General features: G+C 65.6%; 12 protein-coding genes. All 12 read left to right on the forward strand.

The features are described 5' to 3' along the window. Positions 1 to 318 precede the first annotated feature (318 nt). The 12 genes from GV068_RS22220 (at position 319) to trpA (ending at position 14,825) form a co-directional block, all read left to right on the forward strand. A complete protein-coding gene (locus GV068_RS22220) occupies positions 319 to 1,167 on the forward strand; it encodes a protein phosphatase CheZ (protein WP_159703078.1) in 849 nt (282 codons plus the stop codon). Beyond that, positions 1,167 to 3,053: a chemotaxis protein CheA gene (locus GV068_RS22225; RefSeq protein ID WP_159703080.1), complete on the forward strand. Its 1,887-nt coding sequence runs from the start codon at positions 1,167 to 1,169 to the stop codon at positions 3,051 to 3,053. Before GV068_RS22220 ends, GV068_RS22225 begins: the two co-directional genes overlap by 1 nt. Positions 3,054 to 3,298: 245 nt before the next feature. Beyond that, the gene (gene leuC, locus GV068_RS22230; RefSeq protein ID WP_159703083.1) at positions 3,299 to 4,699 is read left to right on the forward strand and encodes a 3-isopropylmalate dehydratase large subunit; all 1,401 of its coding nucleotides are present in this window, start codon (positions 3,299 to 3,301) and stop codon (positions 4,697 to 4,699) included. 42 nt (positions 4,700 to 4,741) lie between these two features. Continuing rightward, positions 4,742 to 4,864 (forward strand): entericidin A/B family lipoprotein, encoded by a 123-nt coding sequence (locus tag GV068_RS22235; protein WP_159703086.1) that lies wholly within the window; start codon positions 4,742 to 4,744, stop codon positions 4,862 to 4,864. 24 nt (positions 4,865 to 4,888) lie between these two features. Next, complete coding sequence (gene leuD / locus GV068_RS22240; protein ID WP_159703089.1) at positions 4,889 to 5,536, forward strand: 3-isopropylmalate dehydratase small subunit; 648 nt, start codon at positions 4,889 to 4,891, stop codon at positions 5,534 to 5,536. 10 nt (positions 5,537 to 5,546) lie between these two features. Then, positions 5,547 to 6,617, forward strand: a complete 1,071-nt coding sequence (leuB, locus tag GV068_RS22245) for a 3-isopropylmalate dehydrogenase (RefSeq protein ID WP_159703092.1) — start codon at positions 5,547 to 5,549, stop codon at positions 6,615 to 6,617. A 47-nt stretch (positions 6,618 to 6,664) separates the two neighbouring features. Further along, positions 6,665 to 7,795: an aspartate-semialdehyde dehydrogenase gene (asd, locus tag GV068_RS22250; RefSeq protein ID WP_159705420.1), complete on the forward strand. Its 1,131-nt coding sequence runs from the start codon at positions 6,665 to 6,667 to the stop codon at positions 7,793 to 7,795. Between the two features lie 392 nt (positions 7,796 to 8,187). Further along, the gene (locus tag GV068_RS22255) at positions 8,188 to 11,247 is read left to right on the forward strand and encodes a FimV/HubP family polar landmark protein (protein WP_229464416.1); all 3,060 of its coding nucleotides are present in this window, start codon (positions 8,188 to 8,190) and stop codon (positions 11,245 to 11,247) included. Beyond that, a complete protein-coding gene (truA, locus tag GV068_RS22260; protein WP_159703098.1) occupies positions 11,244 to 12,044 on the forward strand; it encodes a tRNA pseudouridine(38-40) synthase TruA in 801 nt (266 codons plus the stop codon). Before GV068_RS22255 ends, truA begins: the two co-directional genes overlap by 4 nt. A gap of 18 nt (positions 12,045 to 12,062) precedes the next feature. Beyond that, the gene (locus GV068_RS22265; RefSeq protein WP_159703101.1) at positions 12,063 to 12,755 is read left to right on the forward strand and encodes a phosphoribosylanthranilate isomerase; all 693 of its coding nucleotides are present in this window, start codon (positions 12,063 to 12,065) and stop codon (positions 12,753 to 12,755) included. Further along, positions 12,739 to 13,980, forward strand: a complete 1,242-nt coding sequence (gene trpB, locus GV068_RS22270) for a tryptophan synthase subunit beta (protein WP_159703104.1) — start codon at positions 12,739 to 12,741, stop codon at positions 13,978 to 13,980. The genes GV068_RS22265 and trpB overlap by 17 nt, the downstream gene beginning before the upstream one ends. Before the next feature lie 47 nt (positions 13,981 to 14,027). Then, positions 14,028 to 14,825, forward strand: coding sequence for a tryptophan synthase subunit alpha (gene trpA / locus GV068_RS22275; protein WP_159703107.1), 798 nt, complete (start codon positions 14,028 to 14,030; stop codon positions 14,823 to 14,825). The last annotated feature ends 254 nt before the right edge of the window (positions 14,826 to 15,079 follow it).

Consider the following 15,079-nt stretch of genomic DNA (forward strand, 5'->3'; position numbering starts at 1 on the left):
ACTGTTGAGCTCGATCAAACTTCGGGCCCATATTTCTATGGATCAACAACAGGGCGCCAACAGCGGTCGCGATACGAAAAACAACACCTACCTTGTGTAAACATTCAGGAACGACGCGTTTTCATTGTCGCGGAATTAAGTTTCGCTGTCCATTTTGTTGCGTCTCCGTCTCCGAGATTTACCTACGGCAACCACGCTGCTACACTCCCATGCAGACTTGAACCATCTCCCAGGCCCATGCCATCATGGCCGGATGGTCGCACTAAACACCGACGCAGAGCTCATTGCGAACTTAAATACCATGGAGAAGCAGGGATTATGACCGACGCCGCTGACGATTTCGACGCATTATTCGAGGAAGTGGCGGCGCAGCGCGCCAGCGCTCCCGCCGACGCCCCGGCGCCGGCCCCAGAGGCGGCTCCGGCCGCCGCCGCAGATGAAGACGACCTGGAATCCCTGTTCGACCAGGTGTCAGCCTCCAGCGCACCTGCAGCCGTCGTGGCCGCGCCGGTTGCCGCCGCACCGGCTGCCGCTGCCGAGACCTCGGGCGACGGTGAACATGTCATGTTCGAACGCCTGGGCGGCATCGTGCGCCTGCTGCACGACTCGCTGCGCGAGCTGGGCTACGACAAGGCCCTGACCGAAGCCTCCTCGGCCATCGTCGACGCCCAGGACCGCCTGGAATACGTCGCCAGCCTGACCGAACAGGCCGCCAACAAGGTGCTGAACACCCTGGACGACGGCATGCCGGCCCAGGACCTGCTGTCGAAGCAGGCCAAGGACATGGAAAACCGCTGGGCCGACCTGTTCTCGGGCAAGCTGAGCCTGGACGAATTCAAGGCCCTGGCCGGCGACTCGCGCCAGTTCGCCGCCAGCGTCAACGAAGCGACCGAAGCCGAAAAGGCGCGCCTGCTCGAGATCATGATGGCCCAGGACTTCCAGGACATCACCGGCCAGCTGATCAAGAAAGTGGTCAAGATCACCCAGACCGTCGAGACGGAACTGGCGCAGCTGCTGCGCGACAGCGCCCCGGCCGACCTGAAGGAAAAGCTGGCCAAGAAAGAAGCGCCGCCGCCGCCGGCGCCGCTGATGTCGGGCCCGTCGGTGCCGGATACGGCACTGAACCAGGACAACGTTGACGACCTTCTCGCGGATCTGGGATTCTAATGGACGATATGCTCAAGGACTTCGTCGTCGAGGCGATGGACCTTGCGGTGAATGTTGAAGAACATTTGCTGCGCCTCGAACGCGATCCGGAAAACAAGGAAACGCTCAATGCGGTGTTCCGCTCCTTCCACACGATCAAGGGTGGCGCCGGCTTCATGGGCCTGCCCGCGCTGGTCGCGGCCTGCCACCTGACCGAAAACCTGTTCGACGCCCTGCGCACGGGCGCCGCGCCGGTGACCCCGCTGTCGGTGGAAGCCGCGCTGCAGGCCTCCGGCTTCGTGGCCGACCAGCTGAACGACCTGAACAACGGCACGCCGCCGGAAGGCCTGGCGCCGATGCCGGAAGACCTCGAGCGCATCCTGAAGGACGCGATCGAAGGCAAGGGCGCGTCGAGCGCCCCGGCGCCCGCCGCCGCCCCGGCTCCTGTCGCCGCTGCCCCGGTCGTCGCCGCTCCCGCTGCTGAAGCGAGCGCGCCGGCAGTGGGTGACGACGGCCTGGATTGGGTCGGCATGTACAACGCCGTGGTGCCTGCGGGCTCCGCGATCGCTGCCTCTGCGAGCGCCGCACCTGCAGCCGCTGCCGCCGCGCCTGTCGCAGCCGCCGCTGCCGAAGCCGCGCCGGCCGCCAAGCCAAGCGGCTGGGACGGCGTCGACCGCCGCCAGGCCGACAAGGTCGCCGATGCGCGCGCCGCCGCGGCCCCGGCCAAGGACGAAAGCATCCGTATCGATGCGGTGAAGCTGGACGCATTGCTGGAAGTGGCGGGCGAATCGGTGCAGGCCGCCAACCAGGCCGCCGTGCTGCTCGAGCGCCTGCAGCAGTTCAAGTTCGAAGGTCCTGCCGCGGCCCTGATGTCGACCCTGACCGAGACCCTGGAGCGCGCCTCGCGCTATTCGGCGGAACTGCAGCGCGCCACGCTGGCGACCCGCATGCAGCCGGTGGGCCGCCTGTTCCAGAAGTTCCCGCGCCTGGTGCGCGAGCTGGCCAAGGACCTGGGCAAGGAAGTCGAACTGACCATCGAAGGCGCCGAGACCGAAGTCGACCGCGTCGTGGTGGACAGCCTGTACGACCCGCTGGTGCACATGCTGAGGAATGCGCTGGACCACGGCGTCGAGTCGCCGGACGAGCGCGTCGCCGCCGGCAAGCCGGCCAAGGCCTTCATCCTGCTGAAAGCCTGGCAGGAAGCGAACAGCGTCATGATCGTGCTGCAGGACGACGGCAAGGGCATGGACCCGGTCAAGCTGCGCCGCAAGGCAATCGACAAGGGCCTGATCGGCGAGAACGGCGCCCCGAACGACGACGACGCCTACCAGCTGGTGTTCCTGCCGGGCTTCTCGACCAAGGAAGTGGCTTCCTCGGTCTCGGGCCGCGGCGTGGGCATGGACGTGGTCAAGACGGCGGTGGAGAAGAACCGCGGTGCGATCCGCATCGAGTCGCAGCTGGGCGCGGGCACGCGCTTCGCGATCCGCCTGCCGATCGAACTGTCGATCGTCCCGACCATGCTGGTGTCGACTTCGAGCGCCTCGCTGGCGCTGCCGATGGCCGTCGTCGAGCGCGTGGTCGAGCTGCCGGAAGAGTTCCAGTGCGTCGGCGGCGCCCCGGTGCTGAAGGACCAGGGACGCCCGCTGCCGGTGCGTTCGCTGGCCCTGGCGCTGGGCTACGAAGCCTGCTCGGAACGCGTCGGCATCGTCATCAACGCGCCGCAGCCTTATATCCTGGCGGTGGAAGCGGTGGACGGCACGGCCGACCTGGTGATCAAGCCGATGACGGCGCTGTCCGTCGAAGGCATCACCGGTACCGCGCGTTCGGCCGAGGGCGAACTGGTGCTGGTAGTCGGCCTGTCCTTCCTGATGGATGGCTGCCGTTCCAACGTGCGTCTGGCTGCATAAGTAATTACCGCAGTGCGCAAAGCGGACTTTGTTCCGCTCTGTGACGAAAGCGCATACAAAAGCCTGAGCTGGCCCGCTCAGGCTTTTTTTATTTGCATGGTGAGTTGTCTATGCAAATAATATTTGCACGGACGAGTGATCATTGGCAGAAAAATGCGTTGCCCCGGCTTGGTGCGGCAGTGCACAATTATGGCATAATCAAAAACCGTCCCCGCATATGGGGTACCGCGTTCACCGGATAGACCATGCAAAAAACGCTCTACGACAAACTCTGGGATTCCCATGTCGTGCGTGCCGACGCCGATGGCACCACAGTCCTTTACATCGATCGCCACCTGGTGCACGAAGTCACCAGCCCGCAAGCCTTCGAGGGCCTGCGCGAGGCAGGGCGCGGACTATGGCGCACCGCCGCCAACCTGGCCGTGGCCGACCACAACGTGCCGACCACCGACCGTGCCCAAGGCATTGCCGATCCCACCTCGCGCCTGCAAGTCGAGACCCTGGATGCGAATGCGAAGAGCTTCGGCCTGACCTATTTCGACATGAACGACAAGCGCCAGGGCATCGTCCACGTGATCGGGCCGGAGCAGGGCGCCACGCTGCCCGGCATGACCGTGGTCTGCGGCGACTCGCACACCAGCACCCACGGCGCCTTCGGCTGCCTGGCGCACGGCATCGGCACCTCCGAGGTCGAGCACGTGCTGGCGACGCAAACCCTGCTGGCCAAGAAGTCGAAGTCGATGCTGGTGCAGGTCGAGGGCGAACTGCCGGTTGGCGTGACCGCCAAGGACATCGTGCTGGCCGTGATCGGCAAAATCGGCACCGCCGGCGGCACCGGCTACGCCATCGAATTCGGCGGCTCGACCATCCGCGCGCTGTCGATGGAAGGCCGCATGACCGTCTGTAACATGGCGATCGAAGCGGGCGCACGCGCCGGCATGGTCGCGGTGGACGACACCACCATCGACTACGTGAAGGGCCGCCCGTTCTCGCCGAAAGGCGAACAGTGGGAGCAGGCCGTCGCCTACTGGCGCACCCTGCATTCCGACGAAGGAGCGCGCTTCGACACCGTGGTCAAGCTCGACGCAGCGGAGATCCGCCCGCAAGTCACCTGGGGCACCTCGCCCGAGATGGTTACGTCCGTGGACGGCCGCGTGCCGGACCCGCGCGAGGAAAGCGACGCGGTGCGCCGCGGCGCCATCGAGAAGGCGCTGGCCTACATGGACCTGCAGCCGAACACGCCGATCGAGCAGATCAGGATCGACAAGGTCTTCATCGGCTCCTGCACCAACTCGCGCATCGAAGACCTGCGCGCCGCCGCCGATGTGGTGCGCGGCCGCCAGCGTGCGCCCGGCGTCAAGCTGGCGATGGTAGTGCCGGGCTCAGGCCTGGTGAAGGAGCAGGCCGAGCGCGAAGGCCTCGATCGCATCTTCAAGGATGCCGGCTTCGAATGGCGCGAGCCCGGCTGCTCGATGTGCCTGGCGATGAACGCCGACCGCCTCGAGCCGGGCGAGCGCTGCGCCTCGACCTCGAACCGCAACTTCGAGGGACGCCAGGGGCAGGGCGGCCGCACTCACCTGGTGTCGCCCGCCATGGCGGCGGCAGCAGGCATCGCCGGCCACTTTGTCGACGTGCGCGCCTTCTAGAACATTAACAACGCTTTTAACCGGTACTACCCAAGGAACATCATGAAGAAAGTCATCGCACTCGCCCTCACCGCCCTCGTGCTCACCGGCTGCAACACCATCTCGGGCGTCGGCAAGGACGTGCAGAAGGTCGGCCAGGTCATCACCGGCGCCGGCGGCAAGTAAGCAAACAGGAAAGGCGGAACGATCATGGAAAAATTCACCGTACACGAAGGCCTCGTGGCGCCGCTCGACCGCGCCAACGTCGACACCGATGCCATCATCCCGAAGCAGTTCCTGAAATCGATCCGCCGCACCGGCTTCGGCCCCAATCTATTCGACGAGTGGCGCTACCTGGACCACGGCGAGCCGGGCCAGGATTGCAGCAGCCGTCCGGTCAATCCTGACTTCGTGCTGAACCAGCCGCGCTATGCGGGCGTCTCGATCCTGCTGGCGCGCAAGAACTTCGGCTGCGGCTCCTCGCGCGAGCACGCACCCTGGGCCCTGCAGCAGTATGGATTCCGCGCCATCGTCGCGCCGAGCTTCGCCGACATCTTCTTCAACAACTGCTACAAGAGCGGCCTGCTGCCGATCGTGCTGAGCGAAGAAGCGGTGGATGGCCTGTTCACGGCGGTGGAAGCGAATCCCGGCTTCAAGCTGGTCGTCGACCTGGAACACCAGCGCATCGGTGCGCAGGACGGCAGCCTCTCGTATGAGTTCGCCATCGACGACTTCCGCAAATACTGCCTGCTCAATGGGCTGGACGACATCGGCCTGACCCTGCGGCATGCCGACGACATCCGCGCCTTTGAACAGCGCCACCTGGCTGCCCAGCCGTGGCTGGCCAACACGATCTGAAAGAGAGCACATGAAGATTGCAGTCCTGCCGGGTGACGGCATCGGTCCCGAAATCATCCACGAAGCGGTCAAGGTCCTGAGCGCGCTGGGCGACTCCTTCGAGGTGGAGATGGCGCACGTCGGCGGCGCCGGCTACGCAGCCCACGGCCACCCGCTGCCGGAAGGCACCCTGAAGCTGGCTAAGGAAGCCGACGCCGTGCTGTTCGGCGCGGTCGGCGACTACCAGTACGACAATCTGGAACGCGCGCTGCGCCCGGAGCAGGCCATCCTCGGCCTGCGCAAGGAACTCGGCCTGTTCGCCAACCTGCGTCCGGCCATCCTGTATCCGGAGCTCGCCGGCGCCTCCACGCTCAAGCCCGAGGTCGTGTCGGGCCTGGACATCCTGATCATCCGCGAACTCACCGGCGACATCTATTTCGGCAAGCCGCGCGGCGTGCGCGAATGCCCCGACGGGCCGTTCGCGGGCCAGCGCGAAGGCTTCGACACCATGCGCTATGCCGAAGGCGAGATCCGCCGCATCGCCCACGTGGCCTTCCAGGCCGCGCGCAAGCGCGACCGCCGCGTGACCAGCGTTGACAAGGCCAATGTGCTGGAGACTTTCCAGTTCTGGCGCGACATCGTCACCGAGGTCCACCAGGAGTACCAGGACGTCGAGCTCGAGCACATGTACGTCGATAACGCGGCCATGCAGCTGGTGCGGGCGCCGAAGAAGTTCGATGTGATCGTCACCGGTAACATGTTCGGCGACATCCTGTCGGATGCCGCCGCGATGCTGACGGGTTCGATCGGCATGCTGCCTTCGGCCTCGCTGGACGCGAACAACAAGGGCCTGTACGAACCATCGCACGGTTCGGCGCCGGACATCGCCGGCAAGGGCGTGGCCAATCCGCTGGCGACCATCCTGTCGGCCGCCATGATGCTGCGCTTCAGCTTCGGCCGTACGGAGCAGGCCGACCGCATCGAGAACGCGGTCAAGCGCGTGCTGGCGCAGGGACTGCGTACCCCGGACATCTTCGAAGCCGGCAGTACCAAGGTCGGTACAAAAGAAATGGGCGACGCTGTCGTCGCAGCGCTGGCTTGATGCGTTAAGCGTTTTTCAACACAGATTTTTATACCTGAGGGATGATGATGAAATTAGTTGGCCTGGTTGGCTGGCGCGGCATGGTGGGCTCGGTCCTGATGCAGCGTATGCAGGAAGAGGGCGATTTCGACCATATCGAGCCGGTGTTCTTCACCACTTCGAATCCGGGCGGTGCTGCGCCGAAGATGGCGAAGAACGAAACCACGCTGAAGAGCGCAACCGACATCGCCGAGCTGTCGAAATGCGAGATCATCATTTCGTGCCAGGGCGGCGACTACACCACTGAAGTGTTCCCGAAGCTGCGCGCCAGCGGCTGGAACGGCTACTGGATCGACGCCGCCTCGACCCTGCGCATGAACGACGACGCCGTCATCGTGCTCGATCCGGTCAACAAGGACGTGATCAAGAACGCCATGTCGCGCGGCGTGAAGAACTACATCGGCGGTAACTGCACCGTGTCGTGCATGCTGATCGGCCTGGGCGGCCTGTTCGAACAGGGCCTGGTCGAATGGATGACCTCCATGACCTACCAGGCGGCTTCCGGCGGCGGCGCCCAGCACATGCGCGAACTGCTTACCCAGTTCGGCACCATCAACGGCTCGGTCAAGGCGCTGCTGGACGACCCGGCTTCGGCCATCCTGGAAATCGACCGCACGGTACTGGCGACCCAGCACGGCCTGAGTGCGGAAGAAACCAAGCAGTTCGGCGTGCCGCTGGCCGGCAACCTGATTCCGTGGATCGACAAGGACCTGGGCAATGGCCAGTCGAAGGAAGAGTGGAAGGCCGGCGCCGAGACCAACAAGATCCTCGGCCGCGGCGAAGGTTTTGCCGGTACCAAAGCGATTCCGGTGGACGGCCTGTGCGTGCGCATCGGCGCGATGCGCTGCCATTCGCAGGCGCTGACCATCAAGCTCACCAAGGATGTGCCGCTCGACGAGATCACCGACATCATCGCCTCCCACAACCAGTGGGTGAAGGTAGTGCCGAACACCCGCGAAGCATCGATGCGCGAGCTGTCGCCGGCTGCCGTCACCGGCGGCCTGGGCATCCCGGTGGGACGCCTGCGCAAGATGTCGATGGGCGAGGACTATCTGTCGGCCTTCACCGTCGGCGACCAGCTGCTGTGGGGCGCCGCCGAGCCGCTGCGCCGCATGCTGCGCATCGTGCTGGACAAGTAATCACCAGCGGGGCGATCCGGCCTGTGCGCCGGCTCGCTCCGCATCCCGCAAACCATGTTGGCAGCCTTGCCACGACCACTGTAAAATTGCTAAGCGCTTGTATTCAAACGCTATCAGTTTCCCCTCGCATCGGTCATTCTGGCCACACATCCTTCCCCGCTACACCTTCCATGTGAGCAGGAAGCTTGCATGCTCCAGAGCATGATGATATGTTGAGACTCCCAGGAAATCGTCTTTCCTCAGACCAACTTTCCGGCTAACCGACTCCTACTATGCATTTTCAACACCGTCCTCCGCTCATGGCATTTGCGCTGAAAACAGTCACCGCGGCCGTTGCCAGCGCCGTGCTCCTGTCGTCCGCCGCCTCCGCTGCCGGCCTTGGGAGATTGACGGTGCTGTCTGCACTCGGCCAGCCACTGCGCGCCGAGATCGAACTGACGACGACGGCGGGCGAAGATGCATCCAGCCTGGCAGTGAAACTGGCATCGCCGGAAGCCTTCCGCGCGGCCAACATCGAATTCAACCCGGCCCTCTTGTCGCTGCGCTTCAATGTCGAGCAGCGCGCCGGCCGCCAGTTCATCCGCGTGAGCTCGACCCAGCCGCTGAACGAGCCTTTCGTCGACATGCTGCTCGAGCTGTCGTGGAATAACGGCCGCCTGGTGCGCGAGTACACCTTCCTGCTCGACCCGGCCGAACTGCGCACGACCCAGCCGGCCCAGGTGGCCGCGGAAACCCGTCCGGCCGCACCAGCGGCGCAGCGTCCGGCTGCACAGGCGCCGAGCGCGCAGGTGCCCCAGCAGCCGGCGCCCGCGCCGCAGGAACAGCCGCGTCGCGAGACGCCGCCGCCGCGCGCAGCGGCCCCGGCCCCGGCGGCCGCATCGACTGAAACGCCGTCCAGCTATCGCGTACGCCAGGGCGACACGCTCGGCAAGATCGCGGCCAAGCTCAAGCCGGCTGACATCTCGCTCGACATGATGCTGGTGGCGCTGTACCGCGCCAATCCGGACGCCTTCATCGGCAATAACATGAACCGCCTGAAGTCGGGCCAGATCCTGTCGGTGCCCGATTCCGGCGGCCTGCGCGGCACCGGCGACGCCGAAGCGCGCGGCATTGTGGTCGCGCACGCGGCCGATTTCAACGCCTACCGCAACAAGCTGGCAGGGCAGGTGGCGAACGCCGCGCCGCAGCGCACGCCGCAGGCCGGCCAGAGCGCGGCCGGCAAGATCACCGCCAAGGTCGAGGAACGCCCGACCGCGGCCAAGGAATCGCAGGACCAGCTGCGCCTCTCGAAGGCGACCCAGGCCGCCAACGGCGCCCAGGGTAGCGCCGCCAGCACCGAAGACGCGATCGCGCGCGAACGTGAACTGGCGCAGGCGCAGGAACGCGTCAAGGAACTCGAGCGCAACGTTAACGAGCTGGAACAGATCATGACGGTGAAGAACCGTCCGGGCAGCGAAGCGCAGAGCGCCGCTGCCGGCGCCGCCGCCGGTGCGGCCGCGACCAAGGCGGCCGAGAAGACGACCGACCCGTCGACCGCGACGCTGGCCAAAACCGACAAGGCCGTGAAGGCCGACAAGGCCAAGGCCAAGCCGCCGAAGAAGGCCAAGCCGGAAGAGAAGAGCTTTGCCGACACGCTGATGGACAACATCAACTACGTCGCCGGCGGCGTCGCCATCCTGCTGCTGGCCGCGCTGGGCGTCTCGCGCCGCAAGAAGAAAAAGGACGATGCCAAGACTATCGTCGCTGAACCGTCGGTGCTGGGCGTGCCCTCGACGGCCGCGCACTCGCTGTTCGCGGAAGCGGGCGGCCAGAGCGTCGACACCAGCAACAGCGTGTTCAATTCCAGCTTCGCGCCGTCGGCCTCGCAGCTCGACACCAATGAAGTCGATCCGGTCGCCGAAGCCGACGTCTACATTGCCTACGGCCGCGATGCCCAGGCCGAAGAGATCCTGAAGGAAGCCCTGCGCACCCATCCGGAACGCCATGCGGTGCGCCTCAAGCTGCTCGAGATCTACGCCGCGCGCAAGGACCTGCGCGCCTTCGAGATCCAGGCCAGCGAGATGCACGGCCTGACCCGTGGCCAGGGCGAGGAGTGGGCCCAGGCCGCAGCGCTTGGCCTGAGCATCGACCCAACCAATCCGCTGTACGCCAGCGCCAGCGGCGCCGCACCCGTCGCATCGACCCCGAGCCCGCAGGAGCGCGACCAGCAGTCGCTGCTGTCGCAGCAGCTCGAGGATGCCTTCCGCGCGGGCGCCCCGGCAGCCGCCGGCGCCGGCCTGGCGGCGGGCGCTGCCTACGCCGCGATGGATCATGACCTGGACCGGGATGCGACCGCCGTGCCGGCCGTCGCCGAGGTGGCCGAGCAGCGTACCGACGACAATTCGCTCGACTTCGACCTTGGCGGCCTGAGCTTCGAGCCGGTCACCAATAACGAAGCGATCGCCATGGCCGGTCCCGACGCGGACGCGGCCCAGGACGAGACTGCAGTGCCGGACCTCGACTTCGCGCTCGACCCGCTCGGTGATTCCATCACCTCGCCGCCGGCCGACGTCACCGCGGCGCCTGCGCCCGCCAGCGAAGAACCCTTCGACCTGGCCTTCGACATGAGCTTCGGCGAGCCGACTGCGGCGCCGGTGGCTGCTGCCCCTGCAGTCGCGGACCACGACGTCGACATGGCCAGCCTGGCCGCCGAATTCGACCTGCCGCCGCTGCCTGCCGTCACCGAAGACGAGGTGCCTGCGCTGAATACGCCGGCCGCCGCCGAGAAGGATCCCCTGTTCGACCTCGACGCCATGGACTTCGGCCTGCCGCCGACCCCGGTGGCGCCCGCTGTCGTGGCCGAGGCGACCCCGTTCCACGAAGAAGTGCCTGCCATCCTCGGCGCCCCGGCGCCGTCTGGCAGCGCGGCCGCCGACGATCCGCTGTTCGATCTCGACACCATGGACTTCGGCAGCCCGGCCGAGCCGGCGCCCGCATCCGCACCGACCCTGAGCCAACCGCCGGTCGAGCCCTTCGAATTCGATGCGCCGCCGGCAGCTGCTGCCGCGCCGGCGCCGGTGGACGAGCCGCTCGATTTCGACTTGGCGCCGGCCACCGAGGACGACCCGTTCGCGCTGCCGGAAGTGCCGGCGGTCGCCGCGGCCGAGGAAGCCGCGCCGACCCCGGGCGTGCCGGTCGAGCCGTCGTTCGACCTGAGCGACATTGACCTCGACCTGCCGTCGCTCGATCGGCCGGCCGCGCTTGACGCCGACCTGCCGGTGCCGGGCGAAGCGCTCGAGCCGGCCGCGCTGTCGCCGGAGCACATGGAAATGGAAACCAAGCTCGATCTCGCGATCGCCTACCAGGAAATCGGCGACAAGGAAGGCGCGCGCGAGCTGCTCGATGAAGTCATCAAAGGTGGCAGCAGCGAACAGGTGAGCAAGGCCAGCGCCATGCGCTCCCTGCTGGCGTGAGGCGCATTGCACTTGGTGTCCAGTATGTAGGCACCGCCTGGGACGGCTACCAGAAACAGCCGTCGCGTAATACCGTCCAGGACCGGCTCGAGATCGCGCTCGAGAAGTTCGCCTGCACCTTCCTGGGCACGACCTGCGCCGGCCGTACCGACGCCGGCGTGCACGGCATCGAGCAGGTGGTCCACTTCGACACGGAGCTCGACCGCGCCATGCAGAGCTGGGTGCGCGGCGTGAACGCCTTCCTGCCCGATTCGATCGTGGTGCGATGGGCCCATGAGGTGCAGCCCGATGCGGACGGCAACGAGTTCCACGCGCGCTTCTCGGCGCGCTCGCGCACCTACCATTACGTGCTCTACAACCACCCGAATCCGTCGGCCCTGCTGTCCGGGCGGGCCGGGTGGACCTTCCGTCCGCTCGACGTCGAGCGCATGGTGGAAGCGGGGCAGTACCTGATCGGCGAGCACGATTTCTCGGCGTTCCGGGCCTCGGGCTGCCAGGCCAATTCGCCCATCAAGCAGATGCACGAGGTGAGCATCCAGCGCTACGGCGACGTCATCGTTTTCACGGTGCGCGCCAGCGCTTTTCTGCATCACATGGTGCGCAACATCGTTGGTTCGCTCATCTATGTGGGCACGGGCCGCAACGAACCCGGCTGGATGAAGGAAGTGCTGGAGAGCCGTTCGCGCGACGTGGCCGCGCCCACTTTCATGCCGGACGGCCTGTACCTGGCCAAAATCGATTACGATCCCAAGTGGGGATTGCCCCAGGAGCCTGCGCATCCATTGCCCTGGCTCTGAGCCACCTTGGAAGATCGCATGCAACGCACCCGTATCAAAATCTGCGGCATCACGCGAGAGGAAGACTTGCGCGCGGCCGTCCATGCCGGCGCCGACGCGCTGGGTTTCGTGTTCTACCCGAAGAGCCCGCGCTACGTCACGCCCGAGCAGGCAGGACGCCTGTGTTCCGTACTGCCGCCTTATGTCAGCGCGGTGGCGCTGTTCGTCAACGCGACGGTGGACGAGGTACGGGCCGTGGCCGCGCAGGCGCCGCTGTCGCTGATCCAGTTCCATGGCGATGAAACGGCTGAGCAGTGCGCCGAACTGGCGGCCGCGGTGCAGCGGCCGTTCGTGCGGGCTTTCCGCGTCAGGCCGGACACAAGCCCGGGCGAGCTGCTAGAATACGAGCGTATATACCGCACCGCCAGTCCCTGGTTCTCGGGCCTCCTGCTCGACACCTGGGTGGACGCCTACGGCGGCGCAGGAAAGGTCTTCGATTGGTCTCTTGTCCCAAAAGAGCTCGCGCCTCGGGTCGTTTTGAGTGGTGGCTTGAACGTACAAAACGCGACTGACGCGACCGTACGTGTTCGTCCCTTCGCGGTCGACGTCAGCAGTGGCGTCGAAGCGCAGAAGGGCATCAAGGATGCCCGCAAGATTGCCGATTTCATCACGGCCGTGCGGGACGCCGACGCCATCATTTCGAGTGAGACCCAACATGAAAGATCGTCCTAGCGGGAACACCCCGCTGTTCAAGACCCCTGACTACCAGCTGCCCGACCAGACCGGGCACTTCGGCGCCTATGGCGGCAGCTTCGTCGCCGAGACCCTGTCGCACGCGCTGGCCGAGCTGAACGAAGCCTACGCGCGCTATTCGCACGATCCCGAATTCCTCGAAGAATTCCGCTACGAGCTGGCCCACTTCGTCGGCCGTCCTTCGCCCGTGTACCACGCGCGGCGCTGGTCGGAGCAGGCCGGTGGCGCCCAGATCTTCTTCAAGCGCGAAGACCTGAACCACACCGGCGCGCACAAGATCAACAACGTGATCGGCCAGGCCCTGCTGGCGCGCCGCATGGGCAAGAAGCGCATCATCGCCGAAACCGGCGCCGGCCAGCACGGCGTGGCCACTGCCACCATCTGCGCGCGCTTTGGCCTGGAGTGCGTGGTCTACATGGGCAGCGAAGACGTCAAGCGCCAGGCGCAGAACGTCTACCGCATGAAACTGCTGGGCGCGACCGTGGTGCCGGTGGAGTCGGGCTCCAAGACCCTGAAGGATGCGCTCAACGAAGCGATGCGCGACTGGGTCACCAACATCGAAAACACCTTCTACATCATCGGCACGGTGGCGGGCCCGCACCCCTACCCGATGATGGTGCGCGACTTCCAGTCGGTGATCGGCGAGGAATGCCGCGTGCAGATGCCAGCCATGACCGGCCGCCAGCCCGACTACGTCGTTGCCTGCGTCGGGGGCGGCTCGAATGCGATGGGCATCTTCTACCCCTACATCGACGAGCCGGGCGTGAAGCTGGTCGGCGTCGAGCCGGCGGGCGAGGGCCTGGAGACGGGCAAGCATGCGGCCTCGCTGACGGCCGGCTATCCGGGCGTCCTGCACGGCAACCGCACCTACCTGCTGCAGGATGAGAACGGCCAGATCATCGAGACCCACTCGGTCTCGGCCGGCCTGGATTATCCGGGCGTGGGTCCGGAGCACGCCTGGCTGAAGGACATCAAGCGCGCCGAATACGTGACGATCACGGACGAGGAAGCGCTGCGCGCCTTCCACGACTGCTGCCGCATCGAAGGGATCATCCCGGCGCTCGAGTCATCGCACGCGATCGCCTACGCGGTGAAGCTGGCGCCCTCGCTGCCAAAGGACCAGCTCATCCTGGTCAACCTGTCGGGGCGCGGCGACAAGGACATGCACACGGTGGCGCAGAGGATGGGGCTGGATTTCAGCTGACCCCTCCCTGTCGATCCTCCGTGAACCTTTTGAACAGAAAGAACAGCATGTCCCGTATCGCTTCGACCTTTGCCGCCCTCAAGGCGCAAAACAAGACCGGCCTCGTCACCTTCATCACGGCCGGCGACCCCGGCCCCGAACTGACGGTGCCCCTGATGCACGCCCTGGTGGAGGGCGGCGCCGACGTCCTGGAACTGGGTGTCCCGTTTTCCGACCCGATGGCCGAAGGCCCGGTGATCCAGCGCGCCTGCGAACGCGCGCTCAAGTTCAACATCGGCCTGCAGGACGTCTTCAACTTCGTGCGCGAATTCCGCAAGACGAATAGCACGACCCCGGTGGTCCTGATGGGCTACGCCAACCCGATCGAACGCATCGGCCCCGACAACTTCATTCGCTGCGCGAAGGAAGCGGGCGCCGACGGCGCGATCGTGGTCGACTACCCGCCGGAAGAGTGCGCGGCATTCGCCGAGGCCATGCGTGCGAACGACCTCGACCTGATCTTCCTGCTGGCCCCGACCTCGACCACCAAGCGGGTGCAGCAGGTGGCCCAGTACGGCAGCGGCTTCAGCTACTACGTTTCGCTGAAAGGCGTAACGGGCGCTGGCAGCATCGACACGGCCGACGTGGCGCGGCGCGTGGCGGCAATTCGCGAACACGTGAAGCTCCCGATCGGCGTCGGTTTCGGCATCCGCGACGGCGCCACCGCGCGCGCCGTGGCCGAAGTGGCTGACGCAGTCGTGATCGGCAGCCGCATCATCCAGGAGCTGGAATCGGTGCCGAAAGAGCAGGCCGTCGACGCCGTCCGCACTTTTACCACCACCATCCGCACGGCCCTCGACGCCTGAACATTGGGGTCAGAGTTGAATTACCGGGCAACTTTCAAAAGTTTCCTGTAATTCGACTCTGACCCTAATTTCCGAACAATTGATCAGTCACCCCGACAATGAGGGTCAGAGTCGAATTGTTTGACAATATTTCTTTGTTGGATTCCTAATAAGGGGATAGCGGTCACATTACGAACATTTATTGCCTTTGCGCAGCAGTTTGCTTGCTCAAGCGCCTCTTACTTCGCCCAACATCGCAGTAGATTGGTGACGGT

Source organism: Massilia sp. 9I (genome assembly GCF_902506415.1).
In the GTDB taxonomy this organism is placed as follows: domain Bacteria; phylum Pseudomonadota; class Gammaproteobacteria; order Burkholderiales; family Burkholderiaceae_D; genus Telluria.

Coding starts and splice junctions, on each gene's coding strand:
- GV068_RS22220 (WP_159703078.1), top strand. CDS start 319: ATGACCGACGCCGCTGACGATTTCGACGCATTATTCGAGGAAGTGGCG.
- GV068_RS22225 (WP_159703080.1), top strand. CDS start 1,167: ATGGACGATATGCTCAAGGACTTCGTCGTCGAGGCGATGGACCTTGCG.
- leuC (WP_159703083.1), top strand. CDS start 3,299: ATGCAAAAAACGCTCTACGACAAACTCTGGGATTCCCATGTCGTGCGT.
- GV068_RS22235 (WP_159703086.1), top strand. CDS start 4,742: ATGAAGAAAGTCATCGCACTCGCCCTCACCGCCCTCGTGCTCACCGGC.
- leuD (WP_159703089.1), top strand. CDS start 4,889: ATGGAAAAATTCACCGTACACGAAGGCCTCGTGGCGCCGCTCGACCGC.
- leuB (WP_159703092.1), top strand. CDS start 5,547: ATGAAGATTGCAGTCCTGCCGGGTGACGGCATCGGTCCCGAAATCATC.
- asd (WP_159705420.1), top strand. CDS start 6,665: ATGAAATTAGTTGGCCTGGTTGGCTGGCGCGGCATGGTGGGCTCGGTC.
- GV068_RS22265 (WP_159703101.1), top strand. CDS start 12,063: ATGCAACGCACCCGTATCAAAATCTGCGGCATCACGCGAGAGGAAGAC.
- trpB (WP_159703104.1), top strand. CDS start 12,739: ATGAAAGATCGTCCTAGCGGGAACACCCCGCTGTTCAAGACCCCTGAC.
- trpA (WP_159703107.1), top strand. CDS start 14,028: ATGTCCCGTATCGCTTCGACCTTTGCCGCCCTCAAGGCGCAAAACAAG.